We start from the raw sequence: 23,391 nt of genomic DNA, 5'->3' as shown, positions 1-23,391 counted from the left end.
GATCGTCAAGAGCCGCCCGCGTCCATCCGAGTGAGTGTGGTGGTTCCGGTCTTCCGCCCCGGCCCCACATTCGACGACCTGATCGCCTCGTTCGATCGGCAGACTCTGCCCGCCGGCGCGTTCGAAGTACTGCTGTGCGACGACGGTTCCGGCCAGGAGACGCACGCGCGGCTGACGGAGGTCGCGCGCACCCGGCCGAACGTGCGCGTGCTGGACCTGCCGCACTCCGGATGGCCGGGAACACCGCGCAACCGCGGGGTCGAGGCCGCCCGCGGCACCTACGTGCAGTTCGTGGATCAGGACGACTGGCTGTTCGACGGCGCGCTCGAGAAGCTGTGCGACTACGCCGACCTGCATGGCTCGGACGTCGTCGTCGGCCGCGAGGTGGGGATCGGGCGCGATCTGCCCACGCGGATCTTCCGCCGCGACATCCCGAACGCGACGCTGGGCAAGGACCCGCTGCTGGAGATGCTCACCCCGCACAAGCTGTTCCGTACGTCGTTCCTGCGCGCGAACAACATCCGCTTCCCCGACGGGAAGGTGCGACTGGAAGACCACCTCTTCGTGATGGAGGCGTACTTCGCGGCCGACACGATCTCGATCCTCGCGAGCGAGCCCTGCTACGCGTGGGTCAAGCACCCGGGGAGCGCCAGCTCGTCGCGCATCGACCCGGAGTCGTACTTCCCGCACCTGGAGGCTGTGCTCGACCTCGTCGAAGCGCACACCGAACCCGGCCGGCTGCGCGACCGGCTGCTGCGGCACTGGTATCGCGGGAAGATCCTGAAGCGGCTCGCCGGACGCCGCATGGTGAAGTATCCCGCGGCGTACCGCGAGCGTCTGCTGCGCGTCGTGGCGCCCCTGGTGCAGAAGAGGTTCGGGCCGGGAGTCGACGGCGGACTCGCGTTCCCGCACCGCATCCGCTCGGCCCTGCTCCGCGCAGGTCGGTGGGAGGACCTCGTGCGCTACGCGAGGTTCGAGACCGACATGGAGTGCCGGGCCACGGTGACATCGGCGACCTGGTCGCGCGGCGGCGGACTCCACCTCACGCTCCGGGTCACGATCACGCACGAGGGTCGCGATGCCCTGGTCTTCACCTCGGATGCGGGGGCGGAGCGGCTGGTATCGGCGCCCTGGCTCGCTGACCTGCCTGCCGACGCGCTCGTCGCCAGTCGCGAACTGGGCAACGATCGCATCGACATCGTCCTGTCCGACATCGTGTCGGGAGATGAGGGCGCGAGCGAGCGGAAGCTGGTCAGCCAGGGGCAGCCCGATCTGGGCGCCGTCGTCGTGACGATCGACCCGCTCAAGACGTTCGGGCCGACGGATGCTCTGCGCAGCGCGCGCCTCACCGCGAAGGTGCGGCGCGCAGGCTGGACCTTCGACGTTCCCGTGCAGGCCGACCCTGAGACGCTCGCCCGCGCCGGCCGTTCGCCGTTCCTGGCCGGCCGCACCTGCGAGCTCGTCGCCACGGATGACGGAGACGTCGAGCTGCGGCGCGAGTGGCCCGGCGGACAGCTGAAGGACTCAGCCGGTCGCGCGATGCGGCGCTGGCGCGCGCGGCGCAAGTAGTTCCGGGGCGGTCAGTCGCGCGGCAGGGTCAGGATCTCTGCACCCTTCTCGGTGATCGCGATCGTGTGCTCGGTGTGCGCGGTGCGGGCGCCGGTCGCGCTGCGGAGGGTCCAGCCATCGTCATCCGTCACGAGCTCGTCGGTGTCGGCCATGACCCACGGCTCGATCGCGAGCAGCAGACCGGGGCGCAGGATATAGCCGCGGCCCGGGCGTCCGTCGTTCGCGATGTGCGGGTCCTGGTGCATGGTCGAACCGATGCCGTGCCCGCCGAACTCGAGGTTGATCGGGTAGCCGGCCTGGCGAAGCACGGCTCCGATCGCGCGGGAGATGTCGCCGATGCGGGCTTTGGGGCGGGCGGCGGCGATGCCCGCGGCGAGCGCGCGCTGCGTCGCGTCGATCATCGCGAGATCCTCGGGAGCCTGGGTCTCCCCGACCACGAAGCTGATCGCTGCGTCGGCGGAGATGCCGCGGAGCGTGACGGCGAGGTCGAGCGTGAGCAGGTCGCCGTCGCGGAGCACGTAGTCGTGGGGAAGCCCGTGCAGCACCGCGTCATTCACGGCCGTGCAGATGTAGTGGCCGAAGGGGCCCCGGCCGAACGAGGGCGCATAGTCGACGTAGCAGGAGACGGCACCGGCATCCTCGATCATCTGCTTGGTCCACTTGTCGATGTCGAGCAGGTTCACGCCGACGGTGGCGCGCTCCTTCATCGTCTGCAGGATGGTGCCGACGAGCGCCCCCGTATCGCGGGCGCGGTCCAGCTCAGCAGGGGTCAGGATCTCGATCATGGGGGTCTCTCCGTGGGTGCCGAAAACTATCCCGGTAATACTATCCCGGTATTAGTATGGGCATCATGATGGTCCGGATGCCGCTCACCCCCGCCGAGCTCGAACGCGGTGAGCGCCTGGGCGCTCTGCTGCGACGTGCGCGCGGCGAGCGGTCGATGCTGAGTGTCGCGCTCGATGCCGGCGTCTCGCCGGAGACCCTGCGCAAGATCGAGTCTGGTCGGGTCGCGACTCCCGCATTCTCGACGATCGCGGCCATCGCCGGAGTGCTCGAGATCTCGCTGGATGCCCTCTGGGCCGAGATCGGGGCGGATGCCGCCGGCAGCGCTGGCGATCTCGCTGCTGGCCGGGATCGGATCGCCTCGTAGCCGAAGACTCGGCTCAGCTGTCCGGGTCGAATGCGAACTCGCGGAGTTCTTGCGCGCACCGGCACGCCGCCGCGATCTTGTGCGCCCACTCGACGGCATCCTCACGGGTCGGGAGTTCGAGCACCGTGAAACCGCCCGTGAGTTCGCTGCCCGGGTAGGTCGTCTTCTGGACGGTGCCGTCGACCGCCACCAGCACGGGGTCGATCTCTTCTGCGATCCCCCCGCCGAACACGTAGACGCCGGCCTCTTTGGCCTCGGCGATCACGGCGTGGGACTCGGCGACGACGGTCGGGAAGTCCTCTTCGTCGACCTGCATGGCTGCACTCGGGAATGAGATGAGGAACTTTGTCATGGGTCGATGGTGCCGCGCGAGCAGCGGGGGGAACAAGGGGGTTGCGCGAGAGCACTCATCAGCGGATGCGAGGGCAGATAGTCTCGATCCGTGAGTAACTCCTTGACCGCGTTCTCCACTTCCCTGGTCCATGCCGATCGACTCATCGAGGGCACGAAGACGGGAAGGGGGCGCCCGACGAGCAAGGAGGCATCGATGTTCGTCGCATCAGTCGCCCTGACATACGCGGCATGGGAGGCATACGTCGAGGATGCCGCCGTGGAAGTGAGCGCCTTCCTCGCGGACAACATCGATCCGGGACGGGTGCCGGCGAGTGCTCGGTCAGCGATTGAATCGGTGTCATCGTCGGCGTGGGAGCTGACAGTGCATCCCGGGTGGCGCGAGATCTGGAAGGCTCGCGTCGTCGCCCTCGCCAAGGGTGATCCGAATGGTGACCAGTTCGGCATGAACACCGCCGGAACGAAACAGATCGAACTCTTGTACTCGGCCGTGGGTGTGTCCTTCCTGAAGAAGACCACCCGCGACGACCGTAAAGAGCTCGAAGCGCTCATCGACGCGCGAGGCAAGGTCGTGCACTCGGCCAACACCCCCGAGAGCTTCAACAAGCAGGCCGCCCGTGACTATCGCAACCTCGTCGAGCGCCTCGCGATCGATGCTGATGCGACGATGCGCGATCAGGCGAGGAACCTTGTCGGCCATGCGCCTTGGTGAACCGGACACAGCCATGGATGTGATCAGCTCTTCGCTGCCCAACTGGGCCGAAGCGCTCACAGCGGTGGTGTCAGCAGCCGCTCTCGTAGCGATCATCCTGGGCGCCGTGCAGATCCGTCATGTGAACCGACAGATGCATCGTGAGCTTGAAGCCCTGTACCTGGTTCGGTACTGGGAGCTGATGGATCGCAGGTCGCGGAGCTTCGCGCTCCGAAACAGAGCGACTCGATCTGACCGTCCATTGGTCCGCGACTACCTCGCCCTGTCGGAGGATCAGCTCGGCCTGCGCGCCCTGGGGCGGGTGACGGACCACACGTGGGAGTTCTGGTCTCGCGACATTCGACGACAGAACGAACTTGAGGCGTACCAGGCGGAGCTCAGAAGGGCACCCGACATCGCATATCCTCACTTGCGAAAGCTGCTGGCGGACCCGGGCTACGACCCCCTGGATCGTGGGCCGCTGTGGAGGCTGACACAGGGCCTCTGAATTGAGTCACCGCCCCCTTCCACGTAGAGCGGAGCACTCCGACTGCCTCTCGAAGCGACGCGGTCACACGGCCATGCGCCACGCGGTCACGCGGCGATGTCGAAGCGGGCGCGACCGCCCAGCCGTGGCGTTCGCGCGGGATCGACGTACCGGGGCGGCACGAACCAGACCCTCGCGGCGACACCTGCACCGTCGATGCGGATCTCCCAGCCGTTGTCATGGATGCGATGGTGACACGTCTCGCAGAGCAGAACGCCGTTCGAAAGATCTGTCGGTCCGTGATCTCGCTTCCACCATCGAATGTGATGCGCTTTGGTCATCTCAGGCGGCAGCCCGCACATCGCACATCCCCCGTCGCGTTCGACGAGCGCGCGCCGTTGCCCCCTGGTGAAGAGCCGCTTCTCACGGCCCCAGTCGAGGATCTCGCTCTCACCGCCGAGCACACAGGGGATCACGCCACCTCCGGCCGCCATCCGGCGGGCCGCCGCGACGCTGATGGGCTGGTCGATGCCGTCGATCGCCGCGGAACCCGCTCCGGACTGCAGTTCATCGAGGCCGATGCGGACGATGACCGTCGCACCGGCCAGCGGGAGTCGCTCGGCCTTGCAGCCGAGCGCGTGGGCGCAGAAGACAGCAAGGCCATCAGCCTGGATCATGGCGACCGTGCGGCGATCAGCATCCGGCGATTCGGGATCAGGAGCTTCTGCGCGTGCCGCGAATGCCGCAGTGACGTATCCGCGGATGGCAGCGACGATCGGAGCGGCGGTCTCGACATCGAGCTTCGCGTCGAGGTGCAGCATGCCGTTGCGCTCGAACATCCTGAGCGAACGGGCGCTGCGCTGCTCCTCGCCGCGCGGTTCGACACCATCCGGATCGAGCCACGCTTCCGCTCGCACGATGAGCTTGCGAAGGTCGTCGAGCGAAAGGCCGGGGGCGGCTTCTGCCAGCATCCGCTCCCCCACTGCGATGCGCTCCGCGCCGGCCGCGACGCGGCATCGATCGAGGAGCGCGACGATCAAGGCGGCAGCCTGGACGCCGATCATCCCCGACTCGAGCGCCGCGCGCACGGCGGGATACCTGGCGGGCAGGCGTGCGCCCAGAAGGTCGCTGCGCGGAGCCGTCGCCTCGCCCACCGCAACCAGTCGTGCGGCGTCGCCGGTTGAGATTCCCACGGTCGCGGCGATGAGTGTGGCCGGCGAACGGTACCCCCGCTGCTTGGCCAGGCCATCGGTGCCGAGTTCAGGACGAGACTCCCGCGCGATGCCCGCAGCCACCTCGGCGTGCACGGCATCCAACTGGCGCTGCAGCGCACCGATCGCCTCGTGGACCCCGATGAGCTGATTCCGCGTCAGGTCGAGCGTGCCATCGGCATCCGCCCACGCGGCATCGAGGCGGAGGACCGCGTCGTGCAGAGCGTGGAGTTTGGGCATGCTCGATTTTACCGCGGAGAAGGACCTTATTCGTAGCTTTGTTCGAATGTATTCCGATACTTCAGCATGCCGCGGCGGGAGCCCGGGGGCCGGTGCAGTGACGTCAAGTCTGGTTGGAGCTTGGTTGGGGCAGCTAGTTCCGGAGCACCGACTCCAGCAGTCCCGGGAACAGCGCATCGAGGTCGTCACGGCGGAGCGTCAGCATCCGTCGGCGGCCATTGGGCTCATTACGGATGACTCCGGCCTCGCGCAGCACCTTCATGAAGTGCGACTTGGTCGACTTGGGAAGGTTCGGGTCGGTGGCGTGGCAGGCGGCCATGTCGAGCGGGCCGTCGGCGAGCTGGCGCGTGATGGCGAGGCGCTCGGGGTCGCTGAGCGCGAAGAGCACGTCTGTCAGCTGGATCTCGGAGCGCTCCGGATGCGGAAGATCGCCAGGCATGGTTCGATAATAGTTGAACAATTGACGGATGGCGAGTACGCTCCGATAGTTCGATGATTCTCGAACCTTATGAGGAGCCCCATGACCAGTACCGCACCGATCGTCGTGCCGACGGCATCCGCGACCCTTCGACAGGATCAGGGACCCACCGCGGATCAGGGACCCACTGCGGATCAGGGCCCTTCGACAGGCTCAGGGACCCAGCGAGGGGGCCAGCGGCGGAGATTCGGGTTCGTGCTGGCGATCGTGGCGCAGATCCTGATGATGGTCGGGGCGAGTGCGCCGTCGCCGTTCTATCCGGTGCTCGCGCAGGACATCGGGTTCGACGCGATCGTCATCAGCGCCGTGTTCGCGGTCTACGCCGTGGCGCTGCTGCTCACCCTCCTCACCGCCGGTTCGCTCTCGGACCACATCGGCCGTCGCCCGGTCGCGATCGTCGGATTCCTGCTGCTGGCGGGGAGCATGTTCCTGTTCTGGCACGCGGATGCCGTCGCCGTGCTGTTCCTCGCCCGCATCCTGCAGGGCATCGCGAGCGGTCTGCTGATCTCGGCGCTCTCGGCGACGGTGCTCGACTTCGCGCCCGGCGGACGTCCCGGAGTCGCGGCACTGTGGAATGCGCTGAGTCCCGGCATCGGACTCGCGCTCGGCGCCCTGGCCTCGGCTGTGCTGCTCGACGTCAGCGGCGAGGCACTGCTCGACGTGTTCGCGCCGCTGAGTTCCGCGTACGTCGTGCTCGCGGCACTCTTCTTCCTCATCCCCGAGACCGCACCGCGCAAGCCCGGGGTGTGGGCATCGCTGAGCTTCCGCCTGTCGATCCCGCAGGAGATCCGCGCGGACTTCTGGCGCGGAGCCCCCGCCGTGATCGCGGGCTGGGCCACCGGCGGACTGTTCCTGTCGCTCGGCGCCAACATCGTGCGCGGCGAGCTCGGCGGCACGGCCCACATCTGGCAGGGACTCGGCGTCGTGCTGCTCGCCGGAGTCGGCGCCATCACCGCGTTCGTGCTGCGGAAGATCCCCGCCCGTTCGATGGTGCTGTTCGGCACCTCGGCCCTGGCGGTCGGCACACTGCTGTCGCTCATCGCGCTGAGCGTGGGATCGCTACCGTTCTACCTCGTCGCCGCTGCCGTCACCGGTATGGGGTTCGGCACCGCCTTCTCGGGAGTGGTCGGCTCGCTCGCACCCCGCATCCCGGCCACCCAGCGCGCGGACACCTTCGCCGTCATCTATCTGCTCGCGTACCTGGCCTTCGGCGTTCCGGCCGTGATCGCGGGAGCGCTCGTGGGCGTCGTCGGGCTCAAGGCCGTGTGCATCGGATACGGCGTCGTGGTGATCGCGCTCGCGGGGATCGCGTTCGGACTACGGGTGCGCGCGGGGCGGTAGATGGCCCCTTGCCCTAGGGGATTCCCACGGGCGCAGCGGGGAAAACGGGCCAGGATGTCGGAGCACCCTGGTACTCCACAAGTATGTCCACCAGCGCCACACCCTCGCTCTTCCGCCGCAGCCTGACCTGGTTCTTCCTCGCCCTCCTGGGGAACCTGGCGGTCATCCTGTTCGTCTCCATCGCGAGCCTGTCTCCTGTGAGCATCCCGGCATCCGACGCATGGGAGTTCTTGGGACGCTTCGTGAAGCCGATGTATGCCCCGGAGCTGCTGATCTTCACCTCTCTGGTCAGCGTGCTGAGCGGTCTGCGCATCGCACGCGACGACAGCGAGGGCGAAGAGGCCGCGCGCCTGATCGCCTGGGCGGTGCGCGTCGCACTGGCATTCATCCTCAGTTTCGCCGTCGTGATCATCGCCGTCGCGCCGGAGAGCCTCGCAACCGTGCTCTTCGCAGTGCTGCTCGGGTTCGTGACCTTCGTGCTCGCCGAGCGTCTCGCGCCCCCGGCCGAGATCTCGACGGAAGAACGGTTCCGAGATGCAGAGAAGGATCTGCGGATGCGCTCATCCTGGGCGGCGGATGCGCTCGGGCAACGATGGAGAGATGATGCGCGCGGGCCGATCTGGCCGTTCGTCATCATCCTGTTCCTCGTGCCGGCCATCGTGCAATCGGTGCTCAGCTCGCTACTCGCCTCGTGGATCTGGGACTCGAGCGTCGCCTTCACCGGCGAATGGATCTTCCTCTCGATCGTCACGAGCTACGGGTCGGTGATCCTCTCATTCGCGTGGTTGAGCACCGCCGACAAGTCGGAATCGACGCAGATCAGGGCCTGGCTCGGAATCACCGGCGCAGTCTTGGGATGGTTCACCAGCATCGCCTTCGCCGGCGCGTTCATCTTCTCGAACACCCGATCTGCCCCCATCGGATGGCTGATCCTCGCGGTCACCGCCGCGCATACGCTCGCGCTCTGGGGCCCCATCCGCATCTATCCCCGCCGGATGCTGCGCCGCATCGAGATCTCGCTCACCGACAGGCACCTGCACCGCGTCGCCCGCCGGCACTCTGCGACGCGTGAAGCGTGGGAGGCCGAACGGGCGGCAGCGGCGTCGGAACGTGGCTTCTGGCGCGGGCTGTTCTCGGGCTCGCGCTAAGAGGACTCGGTCATCGGTGTGACCTCGACGCTGATGACGCCGAAGGGGAACGGGCTGAACACGGACCAGGATTCTGAGGAGAAGCCCTCGAGCGGGATCATCCGGAACCACACCACCGAGACGATGACAGCGACGACCACGAGCCCGGCGACGCCGATGGCTGCGCGGTCCAGGGTGCGCAGGGCAGTGGGTTCGTCGCGCGCCCGCAACACGCGGCCGATAGCGAGCAGGACGATCAACGTGATGCCGAAATAGACCAGCGGGCTGGGGCCGAGCGTCAACTGGACGCACGGAAGAGCCTCGTCCACCGGTCGGCCGGACGCATCGATGAAGCCGCCGTTTCCGTCCACGCCACCAGGGCAGTGCCAGACGCTGGCGACCATCAAGGTCGGGTAGATCATGGCCGCGATCACCGCGACGATCAGCACCCGTCGGATCCTCGCGATCACTGCGACGCCGGCAAGTCCGGCGACAGCTGTGGGCTGCGGCGGGGTCTGCGCGAGTGACAAGACGGTCTCCTTGGAGGTCGGTCGTCTCATCATGGCGCAGGTGCTGTCGGGGCGGAAGGGGTGCCGTTCAATGTCCGGCGTCGTCGAGGATGAACGCCGCGTGCCGGCGGACCACCTCGAAGGGCGAGGTCAGCGCATCGCGCGCCGTGTCGACCTCGTCGGGTTCGAGGGTGCAGTATCCGCTGCCGGGCGACAGCTCGTCGAGCATCTCGTCCGCGAGGGCGAGGTCGGCAGACAGTGCCCTCTCGAGCGGGGCGTAGTCAAGCGGAGGATGGATCGCCGCGTGGTCGCGGAATGACGTGTACGGCGCCGCGAGCGCCCGGCGCAGCACTGCCCGCGGGACGCGCTCGCGATCCACCAGCACGAGATCGAGGCGCCCGAGCCGCGCGAGCGCAGCGCCCGCCCACGCGCGATCGGGTTCCGAGAGACGCGTTCCGCGAAGAACGTCGACCAGAGCATCGATCGCCTCGGGCGACGGCACGCCCAGGTCGGCCAGGAGCTTCGCGTACCTCCACCGGTCGCGGGAGCGTGCGATCCGCGCAACGGCGACGCCGACAGCATCCGCTCCGAGCCCGGTGAGGAGCCCCATCGCCACCTCCGCTGAGACAGGGCCGCAGGTGTCGGCGTCGAGGATGTCGGCGAGCTCCTCCGCGCGCTGCGCCGCAGGCAAGGAATCCAGCCGCGCGAGCTCCTGCGCTTCTTCGTCGAGCTCAGGGAAGTGTCGCCGCACCTGCGTGGGAGTGAGGCTCAGCGGCACAAGGTCCCAGGCTTCGTCCATCGCGACGGCGATGAAGTCCTTCTCCACAGCGTTCTCTGCGACGAGGAGAGGGCGCGCCTTCTTCGCCGCTCGCGCGAACGCGCGCAGGAAGCGGTCGTACTGGGCGTTCCAGTGCAGGTCGTCGCGACGGCCGGCAGCGCGCTCCACCTCGGCCGCCCATGCGTCATCCGCGTTCGAAGGATCGAGCTGCGTGGTCCAATCGGCCGGACTCCACCGCAGGTCGTCTTCGCTGAAACTCGAACCCGCGGCGAGCGCCTGCAGGTCTTCCTCGGTGGCGATCGCAAGCGACGGCCAGGCGATCACTCCGCCCGTCTCCGCATAGAAGTTGTGGAACGCTGCGGCGTAGATGCGATGCTCCGGATGCTCGTCATGATGCGCGCGCACCGCGCCGAGGAGAACGGCGAGAAGGTGGGCGTCGAGCGCCTTCCAGTCGAGCGATGAGGGCATGGGGAAAGGGTAGCGGGGAGGTTCGGCGGGGCGGCCGGTCTCCCCGCCGGTGGAGGCCAGCCCCTTCCACGCGAGCCGGCCTCCGCGTCCCCGATCCCCGCATCACGGGATGACGATGACCTTGCCCGAGATCGGCCCTGCAGCAGCCTCGGCGTGGAGGGCGGGCAGCTCCGCGAGCGGGATGCGCCGCGTGACCTCGAGGTGCAGCTCGCCGCTGTCGACGAGCGCGACGAGTTCACGCAGCCGCTCCGCGTCGCTGCGCACGAACACCACCACAGATCGCACGCCCCGGTCGGCGTCGTCAGGTGCGGGCATCCAGGCGGTGGTACTCACGACGACCTCGCCGTCGCGGACGAGGGCGACCAGCGCGGTGAACTCCTCCGGTTCGATCGGGGCGAGGTTGAGGAGCAGGTCCACGGGTTCTGACACGGCATCCAGCACGGGTGTCGTCGTGTGGTGGATGATCTCGTCGGCGCCTGCCGCGCGCACGTCACCTGCGCTGCGCGGGCTGGCCGTCGCGATGACGTGGGCGCCCGCCCGCTTCGCGAGGGCGATCGCGTACTTTCCGACGACCCCACCGGCGCCGACGATGAGCACCCGCTGGCCCGCTTCGAGGCCGCCGTCGTCGAAGAGCGCCTGCCGGGCGGTCAGAGCCACGGAGGGAAGTGCCGCCGCGTCGGCGAGGGGAACGCTGGTCGGGGCCGCGACCACGGCGTCCGCCGGGGCGATGACGTACTCGGCGGCTCCGCCATCCTCCGCCATGGGCAGGAAGCCGACCGCGGCGTCGCCGACCGCGAAACCGTCGACACCATCGCCGATCGCGTCGATGGTCCCCGAGACGTCGTAGCCGGGGATGTGCGGGAGCACCACGGGGATCGGCAGAAAGCCCGCCCGCATTCCGTTGTCGGCGGCGCTGAACGCGGATGCCACCACTCTGATCCGCACCTGACCCGCCGCGGGAGTGGGCTGCGGGATGTCTTCGAGGCGGAGTACCTCCGGTGGCCGGCAACGGATGACCGATCTTGCGGACGGCGTCGTCTACAGCCGCAGCGGGCTGACCTACCAGGCGCAATCGCTCGAGGAACGCGGGCTCGTCACGAGGGCGCCCTCGCCGGAGGATGAGCGGAGCACGATCGTCTCGATCACCGCAGAGGGACGCGAGGTGCTCGCGAAGGTCTTCCCCGGACACATCGAGGCCGTCAGAAGCCTGCTGTTCGAGTCGCTGGCCGAGGACGATGTCGAGGTGTTGGCGCGGGTCATGACACAGGTCAGCGGACACCTGCGCGCGAATCCCCCACGATCCGCGGCCCGGCGCAAGACGAAGGGCTGACGCGAGCGAGCGCTCGGCTACCAGTCAGGCGCCTGAACCCCCGCCGCCTTCAGAACAGGGTCTGCTCCCGACGGTCCGCAGGAAGCCGATCATCCGTCGACAGAATTCGCATGAAGCGCTGATTGATGAAGAGGCGTTCCCGACCGACCTTGAGGTCGACCAGATTGCCGGCGTCGGTCAAGGCGTTCAACCACATCGTCGCTGTCGGTCGCGAGACGCCACAGCGTTCGATGACGTTACTGATCCGCGCATAAGGATGCTCGAAGAGCACATCGATCAGATCTGAGTTGCTCCCGGCAGTGGTGAGCTGTTTGATCTCGACTCGCATCTCCTTCTGGAGCTCTTGGATGCGATCGATCTTGAGTAAGGTCCGCGCCGCCGTCTCCTCGATTCCACGGAGGATGAAGAGGATCCATTCCTCCCACGATTCGGTTGCCGTCACAGCAAGGAGCAACCGGTAGTACTCATCCTTGTTCTGGATGATGTAGCGCGAGAGGTAGAGGATGGGTTCACGAAGAAGCTCGGCCTCGACGAGCTGGAGCACATTCAAAATGCGCCCTGTTCGACCGTTGCCGTCCGCGAACGGGTGGATCGCCTCGAACTGATAGTGCGAGATCGCCATCACGACAAGCGGATCGATGTCCGCGTCGGTGTGCACGAACTCCACCCAGTTGCCGAGCTTCTCGAGGATGACGCTCTCACCCACGGGCGGAGTGTAGATCGCCCTGCGGGTCTTCTCGCTACCGATATAGGTTCCGGGCAGGCGGCGAACCCCCATGTCCCGCCGGTGAATGTTCGTGCATACGTCGATCGCGGTGTTGATCGAGATCGGTCGATCCGCGATCGCTGCCATCCCGCTGAACAGTGCGGCACGGTATCGCAGCGTCTCCTTGGTGTCAGCGCTGGCGGCATCCGAGGCTTCCTGGGCGAAACGGAACAGCTCATCGGTCGTCGTGACGATGTTCTCGATCTCGGAGCTCGCCTGCGCTTCCAGCAACGAGAGCGAGTTCACGAGAACCATGGGGTTCGGCATACGCTTCGTCGCCTCGTCCATAGCGGCGAGCGCACTGCGAGCGCGGATCGCCGCCTTGAGAATGGGCTTGGTCTCGTAGTCTGCGCGCGGAGGCAACAGCGGCAACTGGTTGTACGGCGCTTCCGGATCCCAACTCATCTGCCAAGGATAGTTGCACGTGAACATAATGTGTAAAGAATTGCGTCTAATTTTTACACGTTGATCTCACGTGCAAAATCTCTTCACAGATCGGAGCGAGCCCTCCGCGGTCATGTACGCCTCCGCCCGTCGTCTTCGCGGTATCGGCCGGGGCGAGACCCCGCCGGCATCCGCTCTACGCTGGAACGTCTGCCTCATTCTCGAGGCGCCTTCCCCTGGAGCATCCATGTCTGTGACGACGGTCGATGATCGTGCCCGCTATCGGGCGAATCCCTCTGTGCTGACGGCACTGAAGAACCCGCGGATGCTGACGCGCGAGGTGCTGGCCGGACTCGTCGTCGGGCTCGCACTGATCCCCGAGGCGATCGCGTTCTCGGTGATCGCGGGCGTCGACCCGAAGGTGGGGCTGTTCTCGTCGTTCATCATGGCGGTGTCGATCGCGTTCCTCGGCGGACGTCCGGCGATGGTGACCGCGGCGACCGGAGCCGTCGCGCTCGTGATCGCCCCGGTCGCGCCGATGTACGGGCTCGACTACTTCATCGCGACCGTCATCCTCGCTGGCATCTTCCAGGTGATCCTCGGAGTCGTCGGCGTCGCGAAGCTGATGCGGTTCATCCCCCGCAGCGTCATGGTCGGGTTCGTGAACGCGCTGGCGATCTTCGTGTTCAGCTCGCAGTTCCCGCAGCTGATCGATGTGCCGTGGCTGGTGTATCCGCTGGTGGCGCTGGGGATTCTCGTGATGATCGTGATGCCGAAGATCACCAAGATCGTTCCTGCGCCGCTGGTGTCGGTCGTGATCGTGACGGGCGTCGTGCTGACGTTCGCGATCACCGTGCCGACCGTCGGCGATCAGGGCGAGCTGCCGCGCAGCCTGCCCTCTCTCTTCTTGCCGGATGTGCCGTTCACGTGGGAGACGTTCACGATCATCGCTCCGTTCGCGCTCGGAGTCGCCGTCGTCGGGCTGCTGGAGTCGCTGCTCACCGCGAAGCTCGTCGATGAGATCACAGACACCCACTCGCGCAAGAGCCGAGAGGCGTGGGCGCAGGGAGTGTCGAACGTGCTGTCGGGCATCTTCGGCGGCATGGGTGGCTGCGCCGTGATCGGTCAGACCATGATCAACGTGAAGGCCTCGGGCGCGCGGACCCGCATCTCGACCTTCTGCGCCGGCCTGTTCCTGTTCCTGCTGGTGGTCGTGTTCGGCGACTTCGTCGGGACGATCCCCATGGCCGCGCTGGTGGCCGTGATGATCATGGTCGCGATTGGGGCGTTCGACTGGCACAGCATCCGTCCGTCGACGTTGAAGCGGATGCCGAAGAGCGAGACCTTCGTGATGGTCGCGACTGTCGTGCTGGTGCTGATCACGCACAACCTGGCGGTCGGGGTCGTCGGTGGGGTGCTGGTCGCGTCGGTGCTGTTCGTGCGGCGAGTGGCGCACTTCGTGACGGTGTCGCGGACTGTCTCTGGTTCTGTTGCGCGCTATGTGGTCGACGGGGAGCTGTTCTTCGCGTCGAGCAACGACCTGACGACGTTGTTCTCTTACTCGGACGATCCGTCGCGGGTGGTCATCGATCTGTCGGGGTCGCATGTGTGGGATGCGTCGACCGTCGCCGCGTTGGATGCGATCGAGACGAAATATGCCGCTCTCGGTAAGACGGTGGAGATCGTCGGGATGAATGAGAGCAGTTCGCGGATGCGCGGGCGGTTGACGGGTGGGTTTGAGTAGAACGTCCTCGACACACCTCAGCCACGGGCGGAAGCCATGTCACGGGCGATGGTGCGGCTCTGCGACTGCGAGACGCCGGAGCTGGGTGACGTTCCGAGCTGACCGGTGTGACGCCGGCTTTCGTCTCGCCACCGCTTGCGGGGATGGGAAGATCACCTCATGACCCTTCATCTCGCGATGGAACAGGTGCTCAGCACCAGCGACGAGCCGCTGACACCGGGGGAGATCGCCGAACACATCAATACGCGCGACTTGTATCTGCGCGCCGATCGCGCGCCACTTGCCGCGTCCCAAATCAGCGCACGGGCGCGCAAGTACCCGGGTCTCTTCACGACGGACGATGGTCGCATCCGGCTCGTCACCCTTGGGGCTCACGCTCCCTGCGCGACGGCGGCGGTCGAGCAAGCTATGCCCGTGGATGCTGTCCCGAACTTGACCCCGGTCAACCTACCCCTGCTCAACGAAGCGGGCTTTCGAGGCGCGGGGGGAGTCGATGCGCTCGTTCCAGACGCGCCGGGCCTCTATGCGATCCGCGTTCGGGAGTTCGGCCACCTTCCGGAGCCATTCCGGTCCGAAGCAGCCCGCCGGAACGACCGGCTCATCTACATCGGCGAGGCGAAGACCAGCTTGCGCACCAGATTCCTCAACCAGGAGCTGCGCGCTCGCGGGCACGGAACCTTCTTCCGCAGCCTCGGCGCGATGCTCGGCTACCGCCCGGAGACCGGATCGCTCATCGGCAAACGCAACTCGCGAAATTACACCTTTCATCCCGCCGACGAACGGGCGATCATCGCGTGGATCAACACGAATCTGGAGGTGTCGTGGATTCCCCTTGCTACCGGGATCCACGACACGGAGGTCGCTCTCATCCGACGCCACGGACCACTGTTGAACCTGCAGGGAAACCCGCGACGGATGGCAGAGCTCTCGCGCCTGCGGACGCTCTGCTGCGATATCGCGACGACGGCTGCGTCCGTGAAGGGTTGACGGTCGAGTAGCCTGCGCTGTGGGAGTGCTCCCAGCGACGGCGAATGGTCTTTCGGTCGATTCGTCTATGACCACCGCCTCTTGATCGGTGTCATCTCAATGATGATCGTGGGGGTTCTCACCATCGGGTCCTCCCGCCCGCGCACTCAGGATGAGCTTCTGCTGTGGCTGGGCTTCGGCGCCGGTCTGCTCGCTCTATTCGCCAGCTTCTTCCGGATCGCCAGCCATCGCGATGGGGATTGGCCGGAGAAGACGCCCTCCGAGGAGAAGACACCTGAAGACAACGAATGGTCGCGGCAAGAAAGGGCCCGCCGGGACCACGAAGCAGCTGTGCGACTGGCGACGAAGGCCAGCTATGACTATCTCGGCAAGTTCCTCGCGCTCGACGCGGCGATCTTCGCGCTGATCACGACATTCACGCACCTGATCTTCATGTGGGCCGGGTAGCTGGCCGACCACGAGGCGCGCCTCTGGAGAATCGATCCGCACGACACGGAACAATCAGCTACATGGAGACTTTCAAGCGGACACCGCTGCAGCTGTTCAACTTGCCCCAGAACTTAGTGATTCCACTGTCTCAGCGTCCTTACGTTGGAAGGAAGACGAGTAATGGGAGCCACTCTGGAACGATATCCGTCGCGTCACCGAGCTTCGGATCGCCGAGCCTATATGAACGCGACACACTTCCTGGGTGCGGTCGTGATCCACGCACACGAAGCCCAGAGCAAGAAGCTCACGACGTGGAGCGTCATCGATGGCCAGCAGCGCCTGACGACATTGCAGCTCCTCGCCGATGCCGCCTGCGCCCTTTTGGCGGAAACAGGTCAAACGAAGCTCTCGGGACGACTTGAGCGTCTGACACACAACGCCGACGATTTCATCGAGGACGGTGAAAACCCCCTCAAGCTCCGACATCTCAACAAGGACCGCGACGCGTTCAACGAAGTGATGTCCGCCGAACCGCCCTCGATCATGCGGATCTGAGCACCGCAGACTCGCAGATCGTGGCAGCACACGCCTACTTCTCGACCGTTGTCGAGCAGTGGCTCGGCGATACGACCTCCGAGGATTACATTGCGAAGGCTAAGGAGCTCACCAGCGTTCTGCACGAGGGCCTCCAGCTGGTCTCGATCGAACTAGAAGCATCAGAGAACTCTCAGAAGATCTTTGAAACGCTGAACGCTCGCGGAACCCCGCTCACTGCCGCGGATCTCGTGCGCAACTTCGTTTTCCAGTGCCTCGAGTCCGAGGGCAGTGACACGGCGAAGGCGTACCGCGACGACTGGCCGTTCGAGACGAAGTTCTGGACGAAGGACGTCAGCGTTGGACGAAACTTCGTCAGCCGCAGTTCTCTGTTCCTCAATCAGTGGCTCGTTGCGCGAACTGGCGAGGAGGTGAGTCCGCAGTCGACATTCAACCGCTTCAAGTCATACGTCGAACTGGATACAGGCCGGAAGACGGCCGGTCTCCTTCCCGCAGCAATCGGCCTGGTGGAAGCCTCAGTCCCGTCGAGATGGCGGTCTACCGGATGCAGGCCGGCTGGGTGGAGGTGCTCAAACCGCTCCTGATCTGGCCATAAAGACATCGCCCCCACGGCCATCAGCGACATCATCCAGGCCGCCGAGAACTGGGTCGTGCGCCGCCAGCTTCTTCGACTCACGGGTAGCGATCTCGTCCGCATCGTGGCGGACGTGATCGCGGGAAACTCGATGGCGTCCGCCAGCGATCTACCTGCGCGAGTGGCGAGCCACTTCGCCGGCTCAATGTCACCAGCACCTACTGGCCCGGCGACGAGGAACTCAGGCAGACTCTGGCGACCGAGGCTGCGTACTCACGGTACCCACGCGGCCGGCTGCGTATGGTTCTTGAGGCCGTTGAAGACCACTTTCGCGCGGAGACGGGACAGCCTCAGATCGAGCGCAAGGGCTATCCGATCGAGCATCTTCTTCCTCGAAGCTGGAAGGAGAACTGGCCCGTCGAGAGTCCCGAAGAGGCAGACGTACGCCAGGCGCACGTCCATCGTCTGAGCAACTTGACGCTGCTGACCACGTCACTCAACTCCAAGGTGGCGAACGGTCCATGGCGCGCGAAGCGATCTGCGTTGCAGGACCACAACACGATCACGCTGACGGGGCGCGTGGCCAAGCGGACCGAGGGGCAGGAGTGGGACGAAGAGCTCATCGATGAGCGGACCGTCGCGTTGATCGAAGCCGTACTTCAGGTCTGGCCCGTGCCTGCGGGCCATCATGGAAAGGTCGTCGACCCGCAGACCAAAGTAGGCGACTGGGTCGAACTGAAGCATCTCATCGGCGCTGGCCTCGTCTCCGCGGGAGACAAGCTTGTGGCGACCCACCGCGACTTCAGAGGCAAAGAATCGAGGCTGAACCCCGATGGATCGATCCAGCTAGACGGCAAGCGCTATGCATCCCCCTCGGCAGCTGGACGAGCGCCGCGAAAACTCTCAACGAACGGCTGGTACTTCTGGGCAGTCGCCGGGCGGCCGAAGGCTGATGGACGTGCGTACGGAGTTCCAGAACTCCGTACCTGACGACCAGGGGTAGCGTCCGCGAGTCGGTCGGCCTCGCGACACCGTTCCGATCCCGGCTCGTCGGCGACATCACCGACATGCACTCGAGCAAGAGCCGCGAAGCGTGGGGCAGGGCGTGGCGAACGAGCCGTTCCGCGGTGTCACGGAATTCTTTGGTCAGCCCGAACAGTTCTCGCACCTCGTCCAGTCGACGTGAGGCCTCGATGTCTCCGAGTTCGTCAATCGGCGGGAGCAGTTCTTCGACACGGTCCATCGGCCCACAGCGGATGTCCCGCGTACTCATCCGGCGTCATGGCGAGCTCTCGCCCACCGAATCAACGACAGTGTCCCAAACGCCGATACGCCCCGGCAGTGCCGGCGTTGGGTCTTCGTCGGCATAGCGGAGGCTGGCGTTTTCGAACTGGCGGAACTGGTGGATGGCGAAGTTCATGTGCTGGGCGTTGAACACCCCGATGTTGGCGAGCATCTCGAAGTCAGCGATTGTGAGGCCGGTGACCCGCTCGAACAACACCGGGTCGAGGGACGTGATGACGTCCACGAGCGCGCTTTCGCGATGGTCCGTCAAATACATGAAGACCGGGACGCGGGCGATGAACTTTTGCAGCTTCTCGCGAATCTCCTTGCGCTTGTTCGCGTTCTCCTTCGCCACCTTCTTATCGTCGTCGTCGAGCGGCTGTCCCTTCTCGCCCTTCTCTCGCTTAGTGGCCTTGAGCTTCTTGTTGGCGGTAATGACCTTGCTGACATCCGTGGCCAGGTTGCGGAAGTCCTCGATCTGCTCCAGCGACGCGAGGAGGTCAGGGCTGTCGAGGAGCTTCTGCAGTGTCGTGTCGTTGACATCGACCAGAAGCGGCGAGTTCCAGCGCTGCGCCAGTGCGGTCGCTCCGATGCCAGCGGATGCCCAGTTGAGTACCTCGGTCGCGTCGAGTGGGTCCATCCGGGCGCCGTCGAACGCGAAAATCGGGAGGTAGTTGATGAGCTCGCCGAGCACCTTCTCTGGCACGTCTTTCTCGCTGTTGGCGAGTTTCGTGCCGTACTCAGCGAGCAGGCTGAGCGCCCGATTCGGGTCGAACTCGAAGACGTAGCAGGTCGGCTTCACGACCTCGCGCGGCTCGCCCGCGCGAGTGACGACCCACGGGGACTGCACGCGGAACGCAGCCTGGAAGTACGACTCGGGACTCTTGAGGCTTCGGAGCATGAAGATGGCGGACCACTGCTTGATTGTCACACCGGTCATGAGTTTCCCGCACGAGAGGGTGATGGAACCGGCCTTGCCGTCGCGCTCCGCTTTCGCTATGGCATCTTCGACGGGCTTCTTCGCCTTGGCTCCCTGGCCGGCACGAGTGCCCGCGGCGACGTGGATGACGTAGTCCTTGAAGTACGGAGACGTCTCCAGGAGGTCCTTCATCGCGTAGCAGGCAGCGACATCGTCCATGTACCAGACGGTGTGGCGGATGCCGGCGGAGAATCGGGCGGACTCATACGGGAAGGGCGGCTTCTGCCCGGCGATGATGTGGGTCTTCTGCTGGTCGGACAGTTTGCCGCGGAGCATCTCAAGGAACTCGAGTACCCGGTCCTTGTCTTTGAACTCGTAATCGTTCTTGCCGCCGCCATCAGCCTTGCCAGCGCGGAAGTACTCGTTCAGGGAGAAGCCATTGAACTCGCCGTCGTCCGCCCACGCTTCTGCGGCAGCACCCATCCGATAGGTGTACATCTCCATCCGCGGCAGGTCCAGGTAGGGGTTCTCCAGCTCAGGGTTGTCCCACCCCTCCTTCTCCCGCTGCTCGTCGATGTACGTCCAGTTGAAGACCTGGTCTTCGGTGAACTCGCCGTTGGTGATGGCGCGAAATGGTGTACCTGAGAGGTACAGATAGTGCTTGGCTTTCAGACCGAAGTCATGCTCGACGATGTCGTCCTCGGGCGCTTCCTCTTCGGCCAGCGCTTTCTCGGTCGGGTCGTAGAGGTCGCGCGCTGTCTGCCGCCACGCGCCGAAGTGGTACTCGTCGATGACGATGGCATCCCAGTCCACGAGATGAATCGTCTCGTTGTGCTTCTTGATGCGCCCGTCAGTCGTCTTTCCCTTGAGGTCCTGAAAAGACGCGAACCACACGAACGGGTCTGTGCCCGAAGCGATGTTGTCAGCATCGTCGCTGTCAACGCTCCGGTCGATGAACTCCCAGTCGACGAAGTCGACATGGGAGGCGAGGTCATCTTTCCACGCCGACTGCACAGCCGGCTTGTAGGTGAGCACGAGCACTCGTGACCAGTCCATGTCGGCGGCGAGCTTGTAGGTCGTGAAAGTCTTCCCGAACCGCATCTTCGCGTTCCACAGGAAGTGGGACGCGCCGCTTTCGGCGGCGTGCTCACGGAAATAGCCGGCCGTGATGTCCACCGCATCCTGCTGCTCCGGGCGGAGACCGAAGTCCAGCACGCGCTTCACGTCATACGACCGCCCCTGACGGACAGCGACGATGGCCGCGCGCACCTCGTCGATGGTGCACTCGAACCATTCCTGGTCACGACGAACGCCCGCGTCCGTGAGGACCTTGTGGACTTGAAGGTCGCGGAAGTAGGTTCCGTCGGGCTTGTCCGCGAGTTCATCGAGCAGGATGTCCACGCCGGCGAGCCCGGGGAACATGGTTCCGGCCCACTGCTTGACTCGCTGCTTGCCCTCACCGAGGGTTGTGTCGCCGACCTTGATGCGCCCAGTTCCCGTGATGATGGTGCCGTTCACATCGCGGGTCCACTTGACGTCGCGCCCGCCGTCGGCAGTGACTGCGTAAACGCGTTTCGGAACGGTTGGGTCGTTTGGGTTGACGCTCACTCGTCCACCACCTGCGCGTTCGACGGCATCTCCTTGACTTGAGATTCGATAAACGCGACTTCCTCATCGGTGAGTCCGTACCGCTCGTAGAGCTTATCGTCTGTCCACTGCCGATCCATCGGCAGGTCCGGGATGAACGAGTAGACATCGCGTGTCGCGTGCTGCGTTGACTTGCGCAGGGAAACGAGAAACCGGGCGAACCGTGTGCGAAGATAGCCTGCGAACCACTCGGCCTCGGCAAATCCATCGAATCGCCCGGTGACCAGGTAGGTCTCGGTCGAAGCACTACCGGGCGCCGCGACGATGGGCTTTCCCAGGAACATGGTCTCCACCGCGGCGCTGGTGCCCTGAACGGCGGTCATGAGCACCTTCCAGTCGTCGACCCACGCGTCGTTCTGAGGAATGTCTGCACGTTCGACCCACGACACTCGCTGCGACCCGTAGAGCTTCACAGGGTTCGAGAGTCCGTCCGGCTTCGGCGCCCCGTGAAAGAACGTGCGGAGACCAAAGGGCTTCGCGCTCGAGACGCGATTGTTCAGCGTGGGCTCGCCCTTCGCGCGAACCTTCTCGAGGATGGACACAGCTTCATTACGTCGGACAAGTACGTCATACGCGTTGAGGTACCGCGCGACGGGCTCACCCACTGGTTTTCCGTCCCACATGGTCTGAATGTTGCAGGGGCCCTCGTAGTCCCGGTTCCAGAGGAAGTACGAGACGCCTCCACGAATCTTGACCCCGGGGAAACCGTCGTACAGCTTGGGGTAGTCGACCAGGTGCTGCATGTGCCGGTCGTTGAGCATGCGTTCGCGATACTTGTCGAGACCCTTGCCGCCGCCGAACCAGCGCGACGGGGTAATCATGAGCACATAGCGCGGACCCATGTCGATGGCTGCTTCGACGAAGTGTTGGTAGATCGGCGTCGCACTCGCGTTGTGCCCGCCGTCGTCGATTTGGAACGGGGGATTTCCGACAATGACGTCAAACTTCATGTCTTTCAGCTCCTCGATGGGGTAGGCCCCGTGGATGAATGAGTACGCGTGGTTCTCGCGTGAGTCGCCGCGCTCAAGGTCTTCAGGCGCACCGCAGATGACGCAACGCGCTTTCTTGAATGTGTGCTTCGCCGGCACGAACGGCACGTTGCCGTCGGGACTCGCGAACTTGATGACTGACATCTCGCCGGACGCATCGCGCGAGTAGTAGAGGCTGCGTCGCGCAAGTAGTCCGGTCATCTCAGTGATCGAGGTGCCGTAGAGCATGTTGCGGAAGATGTGATCGCGTCGCTTCTCGAAGTCCGGTTCCCATTCGGTGAGGCCTGAGAGGAGCCGGGTGGCGACCTCACGCAGAAACACTCCCGACTTCACGAACGGGTCCAGCCACTTCAGGTTCGGGTCACTCCATGCCTCGCCAGGGAGGAGGTCGAGCATCTGGTTTGCAAACTTCGGAGGAGTGGGAACCTCGTCGTTCGAGAGTTGCGCGAGGCAGTCGAGGATGTCCGGGATGTGCCTCCGGGACGCGGCAGTCATGCTCATCGAGTGGCCGCCTTCGTAGTCGTGGGCCCAGGGTTGGCGAGGAGGTCACGATAGTGGACAGGCATCTCATCGACCGGGGCGAACATGGCGAACAGACCTTCGTTGTGCGAATCGAGGGGTGACCACTCACGAGTGAAGGTGCCACCCTTTCCCGCCTTGTAGTCGACGAAGGTGATGTCTGCCCGCTTGGTCATCGTGTCGCCCAGCACGATGTTGGTCGTAAGGATGACGTCGACGGCATCGGAGAACTCGGACGAAACAGCCTTGGTGTTCATGTCGTTGTCGATGTGAGAATTGATGACCGCGCGCAGGCGGTCCCGCGATTCCTCGACGTTCTCGTCGTTGATGTCGACGGCGTAGACGCTAGCGAGGGCGCGAAGAATACGGTGCTCGTATCGCTGCCCCATCCCGTAGCGCTCAGTGGTGACGAAAGCGAGCTTGCGCTGCAGAATCTCCTCGAGGAAGTTGCCCGATCCGCATGCCGGTTCGAGGAACTTCCGGTCGGTGTTTCCGGGATTCTCGTCCGTCGGGAACATGTCCGGGACGAGGTCGAGCATCGCGTTGACCTCGCGTTGGTGCGTGTATACCTCTGCGAGGTCTCGCACGCGCTCACGGGACTTGATTTGCCCGCGATGGCGCTCGTTCGGCGCACTCGTCATCTGTCGTCCCGTCTCAGTAAGAACTGGCATTCACTACCCCTATACGCGGGGCCCAATGCGTGCGACGTTACACATCTCCCGCTACGGCCTACCCTACGGTGAGCCGGCGACACCGAGTGTAGACACCGCGCCACCGCCCTCTAGCGCGGACGGCGGGTCGCCGCCGGCACCTCGGGTCTGAAAGCTAGGGCCTGTGGAGCATCCAGCCCTCGACACTCGCCTT

22 protein-coding genes and 1 pseudogene are annotated in these 23,391 nt (G+C 65.2%); 12 read left to right on the top strand and 11 right to left on the bottom strand.

The genetic code is table 11. The features are described 5' to 3' along the window. Positions 1–39: 39 nt before the first annotated feature. Positions 40–1,569 carry a glycosyltransferase family 2 protein gene (locus MRBLWO12_RS17050; RefSeq protein WP_363557615.1) on the top strand — a complete coding sequence of 510 codons (1,530 nt, stop codon included), beginning with the start codon at positions 40–42 and terminating at the stop codon, positions 1,567–1,569. A gap of 11 nt (positions 1,570–1,580) precedes the next feature. On the opposite strand, the gene map is transcribed toward MRBLWO12_RS17050, so the two are convergent. Next, positions 1,581–2,354, bottom strand: coding sequence for a type I methionyl aminopeptidase (gene map, locus MRBLWO12_RS17045; protein ID WP_363557613.1), 774 nt, complete (start codon positions 2,352–2,354; stop codon positions 1,581–1,583). Between the two features lie 68 nt (positions 2,355–2,422). On the opposite strand from map, the gene MRBLWO12_RS17040 reads away from it, so the two are divergent. Next, complete coding sequence (locus MRBLWO12_RS17040) at positions 2,423–2,719, top strand: helix-turn-helix domain-containing protein (protein WP_363558634.1); 297 nt, start codon at positions 2,423–2,425, stop codon at positions 2,717–2,719. Between the two features lie 13 nt (positions 2,720–2,732). Here the strand turns inward: MRBLWO12_RS17040 and MRBLWO12_RS17035 are convergent, their stop codons facing one another. Continuing rightward, the gene (locus MRBLWO12_RS17035) at positions 2,733–3,071 is read right to left on the bottom strand and encodes a YciI family protein (protein WP_363557611.1); all 339 of its coding nucleotides are present in this window, start codon (positions 3,069–3,071) and stop codon (positions 2,733–2,735) included. A gap of 90 nt (positions 3,072–3,161) precedes the next feature. Between MRBLWO12_RS17035 and MRBLWO12_RS17030 the strand changes: the two genes are divergently transcribed. Together MRBLWO12_RS17030 and MRBLWO12_RS17025 are read left to right on the top strand one after the other, a co-directional pair. Next, positions 3,162–3,782: a hypothetical protein gene (locus MRBLWO12_RS17030; protein ID WP_363557609.1), complete on the top strand. Its 621-nt coding sequence runs from the start codon at positions 3,162–3,164 to the stop codon at positions 3,780–3,782. A gap of 13 nt (positions 3,783–3,795) precedes the next feature. Then, positions 3,796–4,269, top strand: coding sequence for a hypothetical protein (locus MRBLWO12_RS17025; RefSeq protein ID WP_363557607.1), 474 nt, complete (start codon positions 3,796–3,798; stop codon positions 4,267–4,269). Between the two features lie 86 nt (positions 4,270–4,355). Here the strand turns inward: MRBLWO12_RS17025 and MRBLWO12_RS17020 are convergent, their stop codons facing one another. Both MRBLWO12_RS17020 and MRBLWO12_RS17015 read right to left on the bottom strand, forming a co-directional pair. Then, on the bottom strand, positions 4,356–5,699 hold the full coding sequence (locus MRBLWO12_RS17020) for a DUF222 domain-containing protein (RefSeq protein ID WP_363557605.1): 1,344 nt from the start codon (positions 5,697–5,699) through the stop codon (positions 4,356–4,358). A 133-nt stretch (positions 5,700–5,832) separates the two neighbouring features. After that, positions 5,833–6,138 carry an ArsR/SmtB family transcription factor gene (locus MRBLWO12_RS17015; protein ID WP_363557603.1) on the bottom strand — a complete coding sequence of 102 codons (306 nt, stop codon included), beginning with the start codon at positions 6,136–6,138 and terminating at the stop codon, positions 5,833–5,835. Positions 6,139–6,219: 81 nt separating this feature from the next. On the opposite strand from MRBLWO12_RS17015, the gene MRBLWO12_RS17010 reads away from it, so the two are divergent. Together MRBLWO12_RS17010 and MRBLWO12_RS17005 are read left to right on the top strand one after the other, a co-directional pair. Further along, positions 6,220–7,518 carry an MFS transporter gene (locus tag MRBLWO12_RS17010; RefSeq protein ID WP_363557601.1) on the top strand — a complete coding sequence of 433 codons (1,299 nt, stop codon included), beginning with the start codon at positions 6,220–6,222 and terminating at the stop codon, positions 7,516–7,518. 83 nt (positions 7,519–7,601) lie between these two features. Continuing rightward, positions 7,602–8,666 carry a hypothetical protein gene (locus tag MRBLWO12_RS17005; protein ID WP_363557599.1) on the top strand — a complete coding sequence of 355 codons (1,065 nt, stop codon included), beginning with the start codon at positions 7,602–7,604 and terminating at the stop codon, positions 8,664–8,666. On the opposite strand, the gene MRBLWO12_RS17000 is transcribed toward MRBLWO12_RS17005, so the two are convergent. From MRBLWO12_RS17000 to MRBLWO12_RS16990, 3 genes are all read right to left on the bottom strand, one after another. Beyond that, on the bottom strand, positions 8,663–9,175 hold the full coding sequence (locus MRBLWO12_RS17000) for a hypothetical protein (RefSeq protein ID WP_363557597.1): 513 nt from the start codon (positions 9,173–9,175) through the stop codon (positions 8,663–8,665). The genes MRBLWO12_RS17005 and MRBLWO12_RS17000 overlap by 4 nt on opposite strands. Positions 9,176–9,242: 67 nt before the next feature. Continuing rightward, on the bottom strand, positions 9,243–10,400 hold the full coding sequence (locus MRBLWO12_RS16995) for a DUF4303 domain-containing protein (protein WP_363557595.1): 1,158 nt from the start codon (positions 10,398–10,400) through the stop codon (positions 9,243–9,245). A gap of 102 nt (positions 10,401–10,502) precedes the next feature. Next, entirely contained in the window at positions 10,503–11,414 is a 912-nt protein-coding gene (locus MRBLWO12_RS16990; protein WP_363558632.1) for an NADP-dependent oxidoreductase, read from the bottom strand. Between MRBLWO12_RS16990 and MRBLWO12_RS16985 the strand changes: the two genes are divergently transcribed. Further along, positions 11,413–11,730 (top strand): MarR family winged helix-turn-helix transcriptional regulator, encoded by a 318-nt coding sequence (locus MRBLWO12_RS16985; protein ID WP_363557593.1) that lies wholly within the window; start codon positions 11,413–11,415, stop codon positions 11,728–11,730. The two genes, MRBLWO12_RS16990 and MRBLWO12_RS16985, sit on opposite strands and share 2 nt — an antisense overlap. A 49-nt stretch (positions 11,731–11,779) precedes the next feature. Here the strand turns inward: MRBLWO12_RS16985 and MRBLWO12_RS16980 are convergent, their stop codons facing one another. After that, entirely contained in the window at positions 11,780–12,901 is a 1,122-nt protein-coding gene (locus MRBLWO12_RS16980) for a Fic family protein (RefSeq protein WP_363557591.1), read from the bottom strand. A 226-nt stretch (positions 12,902–13,127) separates the two neighbouring features. On the opposite strand from MRBLWO12_RS16980, the gene MRBLWO12_RS16975 reads away from it, so the two are divergent. The 5 genes and pseudogenes from MRBLWO12_RS16975 (at position 13,128) to MRBLWO12_RS16955 (ending at position 18,159) form a co-directional block, all read left to right on the top strand. Then, positions 13,128–14,624 (top strand): SulP family inorganic anion transporter, encoded by a 1,497-nt coding sequence (locus tag MRBLWO12_RS16975; RefSeq protein WP_363557589.1) that lies wholly within the window; start codon positions 13,128–13,130, stop codon positions 14,622–14,624. A gap of 177 nt (positions 14,625–14,801) precedes the next feature. Then, positions 14,802–15,611 (top strand): GIY-YIG nuclease family protein, encoded by an 810-nt coding sequence (locus MRBLWO12_RS16970; protein ID WP_363557587.1) that lies wholly within the window; start codon positions 14,802–14,804, stop codon positions 15,609–15,611. Positions 15,612–15,692: 81 nt separating this feature from the next. Continuing rightward, positions 15,693–16,058, top strand: a complete 366-nt coding sequence (locus tag MRBLWO12_RS16965; protein WP_363557585.1) for a hypothetical protein — start codon at positions 15,693–15,695, stop codon at positions 16,056–16,058. A gap of 162 nt (positions 16,059–16,220) precedes the next feature. Continuing rightward, a pseudogene (locus MRBLWO12_RS16960) lies at positions 16,221–17,179 on the top strand (DUF262 domain-containing protein). A gap of 242 nt (positions 17,180–17,421) precedes the next feature. Next, positions 17,422–18,159 carry a GmrSD restriction endonuclease domain-containing protein gene (locus tag MRBLWO12_RS16955; protein WP_363558630.1) on the top strand — a complete coding sequence of 246 codons (738 nt, stop codon included), beginning with the start codon at positions 17,422–17,424 and terminating at the stop codon, positions 18,157–18,159. 289 nt (positions 18,160–18,448) lie between these two features. On the opposite strand, the gene MRBLWO12_RS16950 is transcribed toward MRBLWO12_RS16955, so the two are convergent. The 3 genes from MRBLWO12_RS16950 to MRBLWO12_RS16940 are packed head-to-tail and all read right to left on the bottom strand — an operon-like array spanning position 18,449 to position 23,114. After that, positions 18,449–20,980, bottom strand: coding sequence for a GIY-YIG nuclease family protein (locus MRBLWO12_RS16950; protein ID WP_363557583.1), 2,532 nt, complete (start codon positions 20,978–20,980; stop codon positions 18,449–18,451). Next, the gene (locus MRBLWO12_RS16945; protein ID WP_363557581.1) at positions 20,977–22,509 is read right to left on the bottom strand and encodes an Eco57I restriction-modification methylase domain-containing protein; all 1,533 of its coding nucleotides are present in this window, start codon (positions 22,507–22,509) and stop codon (positions 20,977–20,979) included. Before MRBLWO12_RS16945 ends, MRBLWO12_RS16950 begins: the two co-directional genes overlap by 4 nt. Beyond that, a complete protein-coding gene (locus MRBLWO12_RS16940) occupies positions 22,506–23,114 on the bottom strand; it encodes a hypothetical protein (RefSeq protein ID WP_363557579.1) in 609 nt (202 codons plus the stop codon). The genes MRBLWO12_RS16945 and MRBLWO12_RS16940 overlap by 4 nt, the downstream gene beginning before the upstream one ends. Between the last annotated feature and the right edge of the window lie 277 nt (positions 23,115–23,391).

This window comes from Microbacterium sp. LWO12-1.2 (assembly GCF_040675875.1).
In the GTDB taxonomy this organism is placed as follows: domain Bacteria; phylum Actinomycetota; class Actinomycetes; order Actinomycetales; family Microbacteriaceae; genus Microbacterium.
The sequence above is the reverse complement of the archived record's forward strand: the minus strand, read 5'-3'. Positions and strand labels throughout refer to the sequence as shown.

Excerpts from the sequence above, each read along its gene's own strand:
- map (WP_363557613.1), bottom strand. The coding sequence starts at position 2,354 with ATGATCGAGATCCTGACCCCTGCTGAGCTGGACCGCGCCCGCGATACG.
- MRBLWO12_RS17040 (WP_363558634.1), top strand. The coding sequence starts at position 2,423 with ATGGTCCGGATGCCGCTCACCCCCGCCGAGCTCGAACGCGGTGAGCGC.
- MRBLWO12_RS17035 (WP_363557611.1), bottom strand. The coding sequence starts at position 3,071 with ATGACAAAGTTCCTCATCTCATTCCCGAGTGCAGCCATGCAGGTCGAC.
- MRBLWO12_RS17025 (WP_363557607.1), top strand. The coding sequence starts at position 3,796 with ATGGATGTGATCAGCTCTTCGCTGCCCAACTGGGCCGAAGCGCTCACA.
- MRBLWO12_RS17020 (WP_363557605.1), bottom strand. The coding sequence starts at position 5,699 with ATGCCCAAACTCCACGCTCTGCACGACGCGGTCCTCCGCCTCGATGCC.
- MRBLWO12_RS17015 (WP_363557603.1), bottom strand. The coding sequence starts at position 6,138 with ATGCCTGGCGATCTTCCGCATCCGGAGCGCTCCGAGATCCAGCTGACA.
- MRBLWO12_RS17010 (WP_363557601.1), top strand. The coding sequence starts at position 6,220 with ATGACCAGTACCGCACCGATCGTCGTGCCGACGGCATCCGCGACCCTT.
- MRBLWO12_RS17005 (WP_363557599.1), top strand. The coding sequence starts at position 7,602 with ATGTCCACCAGCGCCACACCCTCGCTCTTCCGCCGCAGCCTGACCTGG.
- MRBLWO12_RS16995 (WP_363557595.1), bottom strand. The coding sequence starts at position 10,400 with ATGCCCTCATCGCTCGACTGGAAGGCGCTCGACGCCCACCTTCTCGCC.
- MRBLWO12_RS16985 (WP_363557593.1), top strand. The coding sequence starts at position 11,413 with ATGACCGATCTTGCGGACGGCGTCGTCTACAGCCGCAGCGGGCTGACC.
- MRBLWO12_RS16980 (WP_363557591.1), bottom strand. The coding sequence starts at position 12,901 with ATGAGTTGGGATCCGGAAGCGCCGTACAACCAGTTGCCGCTGTTGCCT.
- MRBLWO12_RS16975 (WP_363557589.1), top strand. The coding sequence starts at position 13,128 with ATGTCTGTGACGACGGTCGATGATCGTGCCCGCTATCGGGCGAATCCC.
- MRBLWO12_RS16970 (WP_363557587.1), top strand. The coding sequence starts at position 14,802 with ATGGAACAGGTGCTCAGCACCAGCGACGAGCCGCTGACACCGGGGGAG.
- MRBLWO12_RS16945 (WP_363557581.1), bottom strand. The coding sequence starts at position 22,509 with ATGAGCATGACTGCCGCGTCCCGGAGGCACATCCCGGACATCCTCGAC.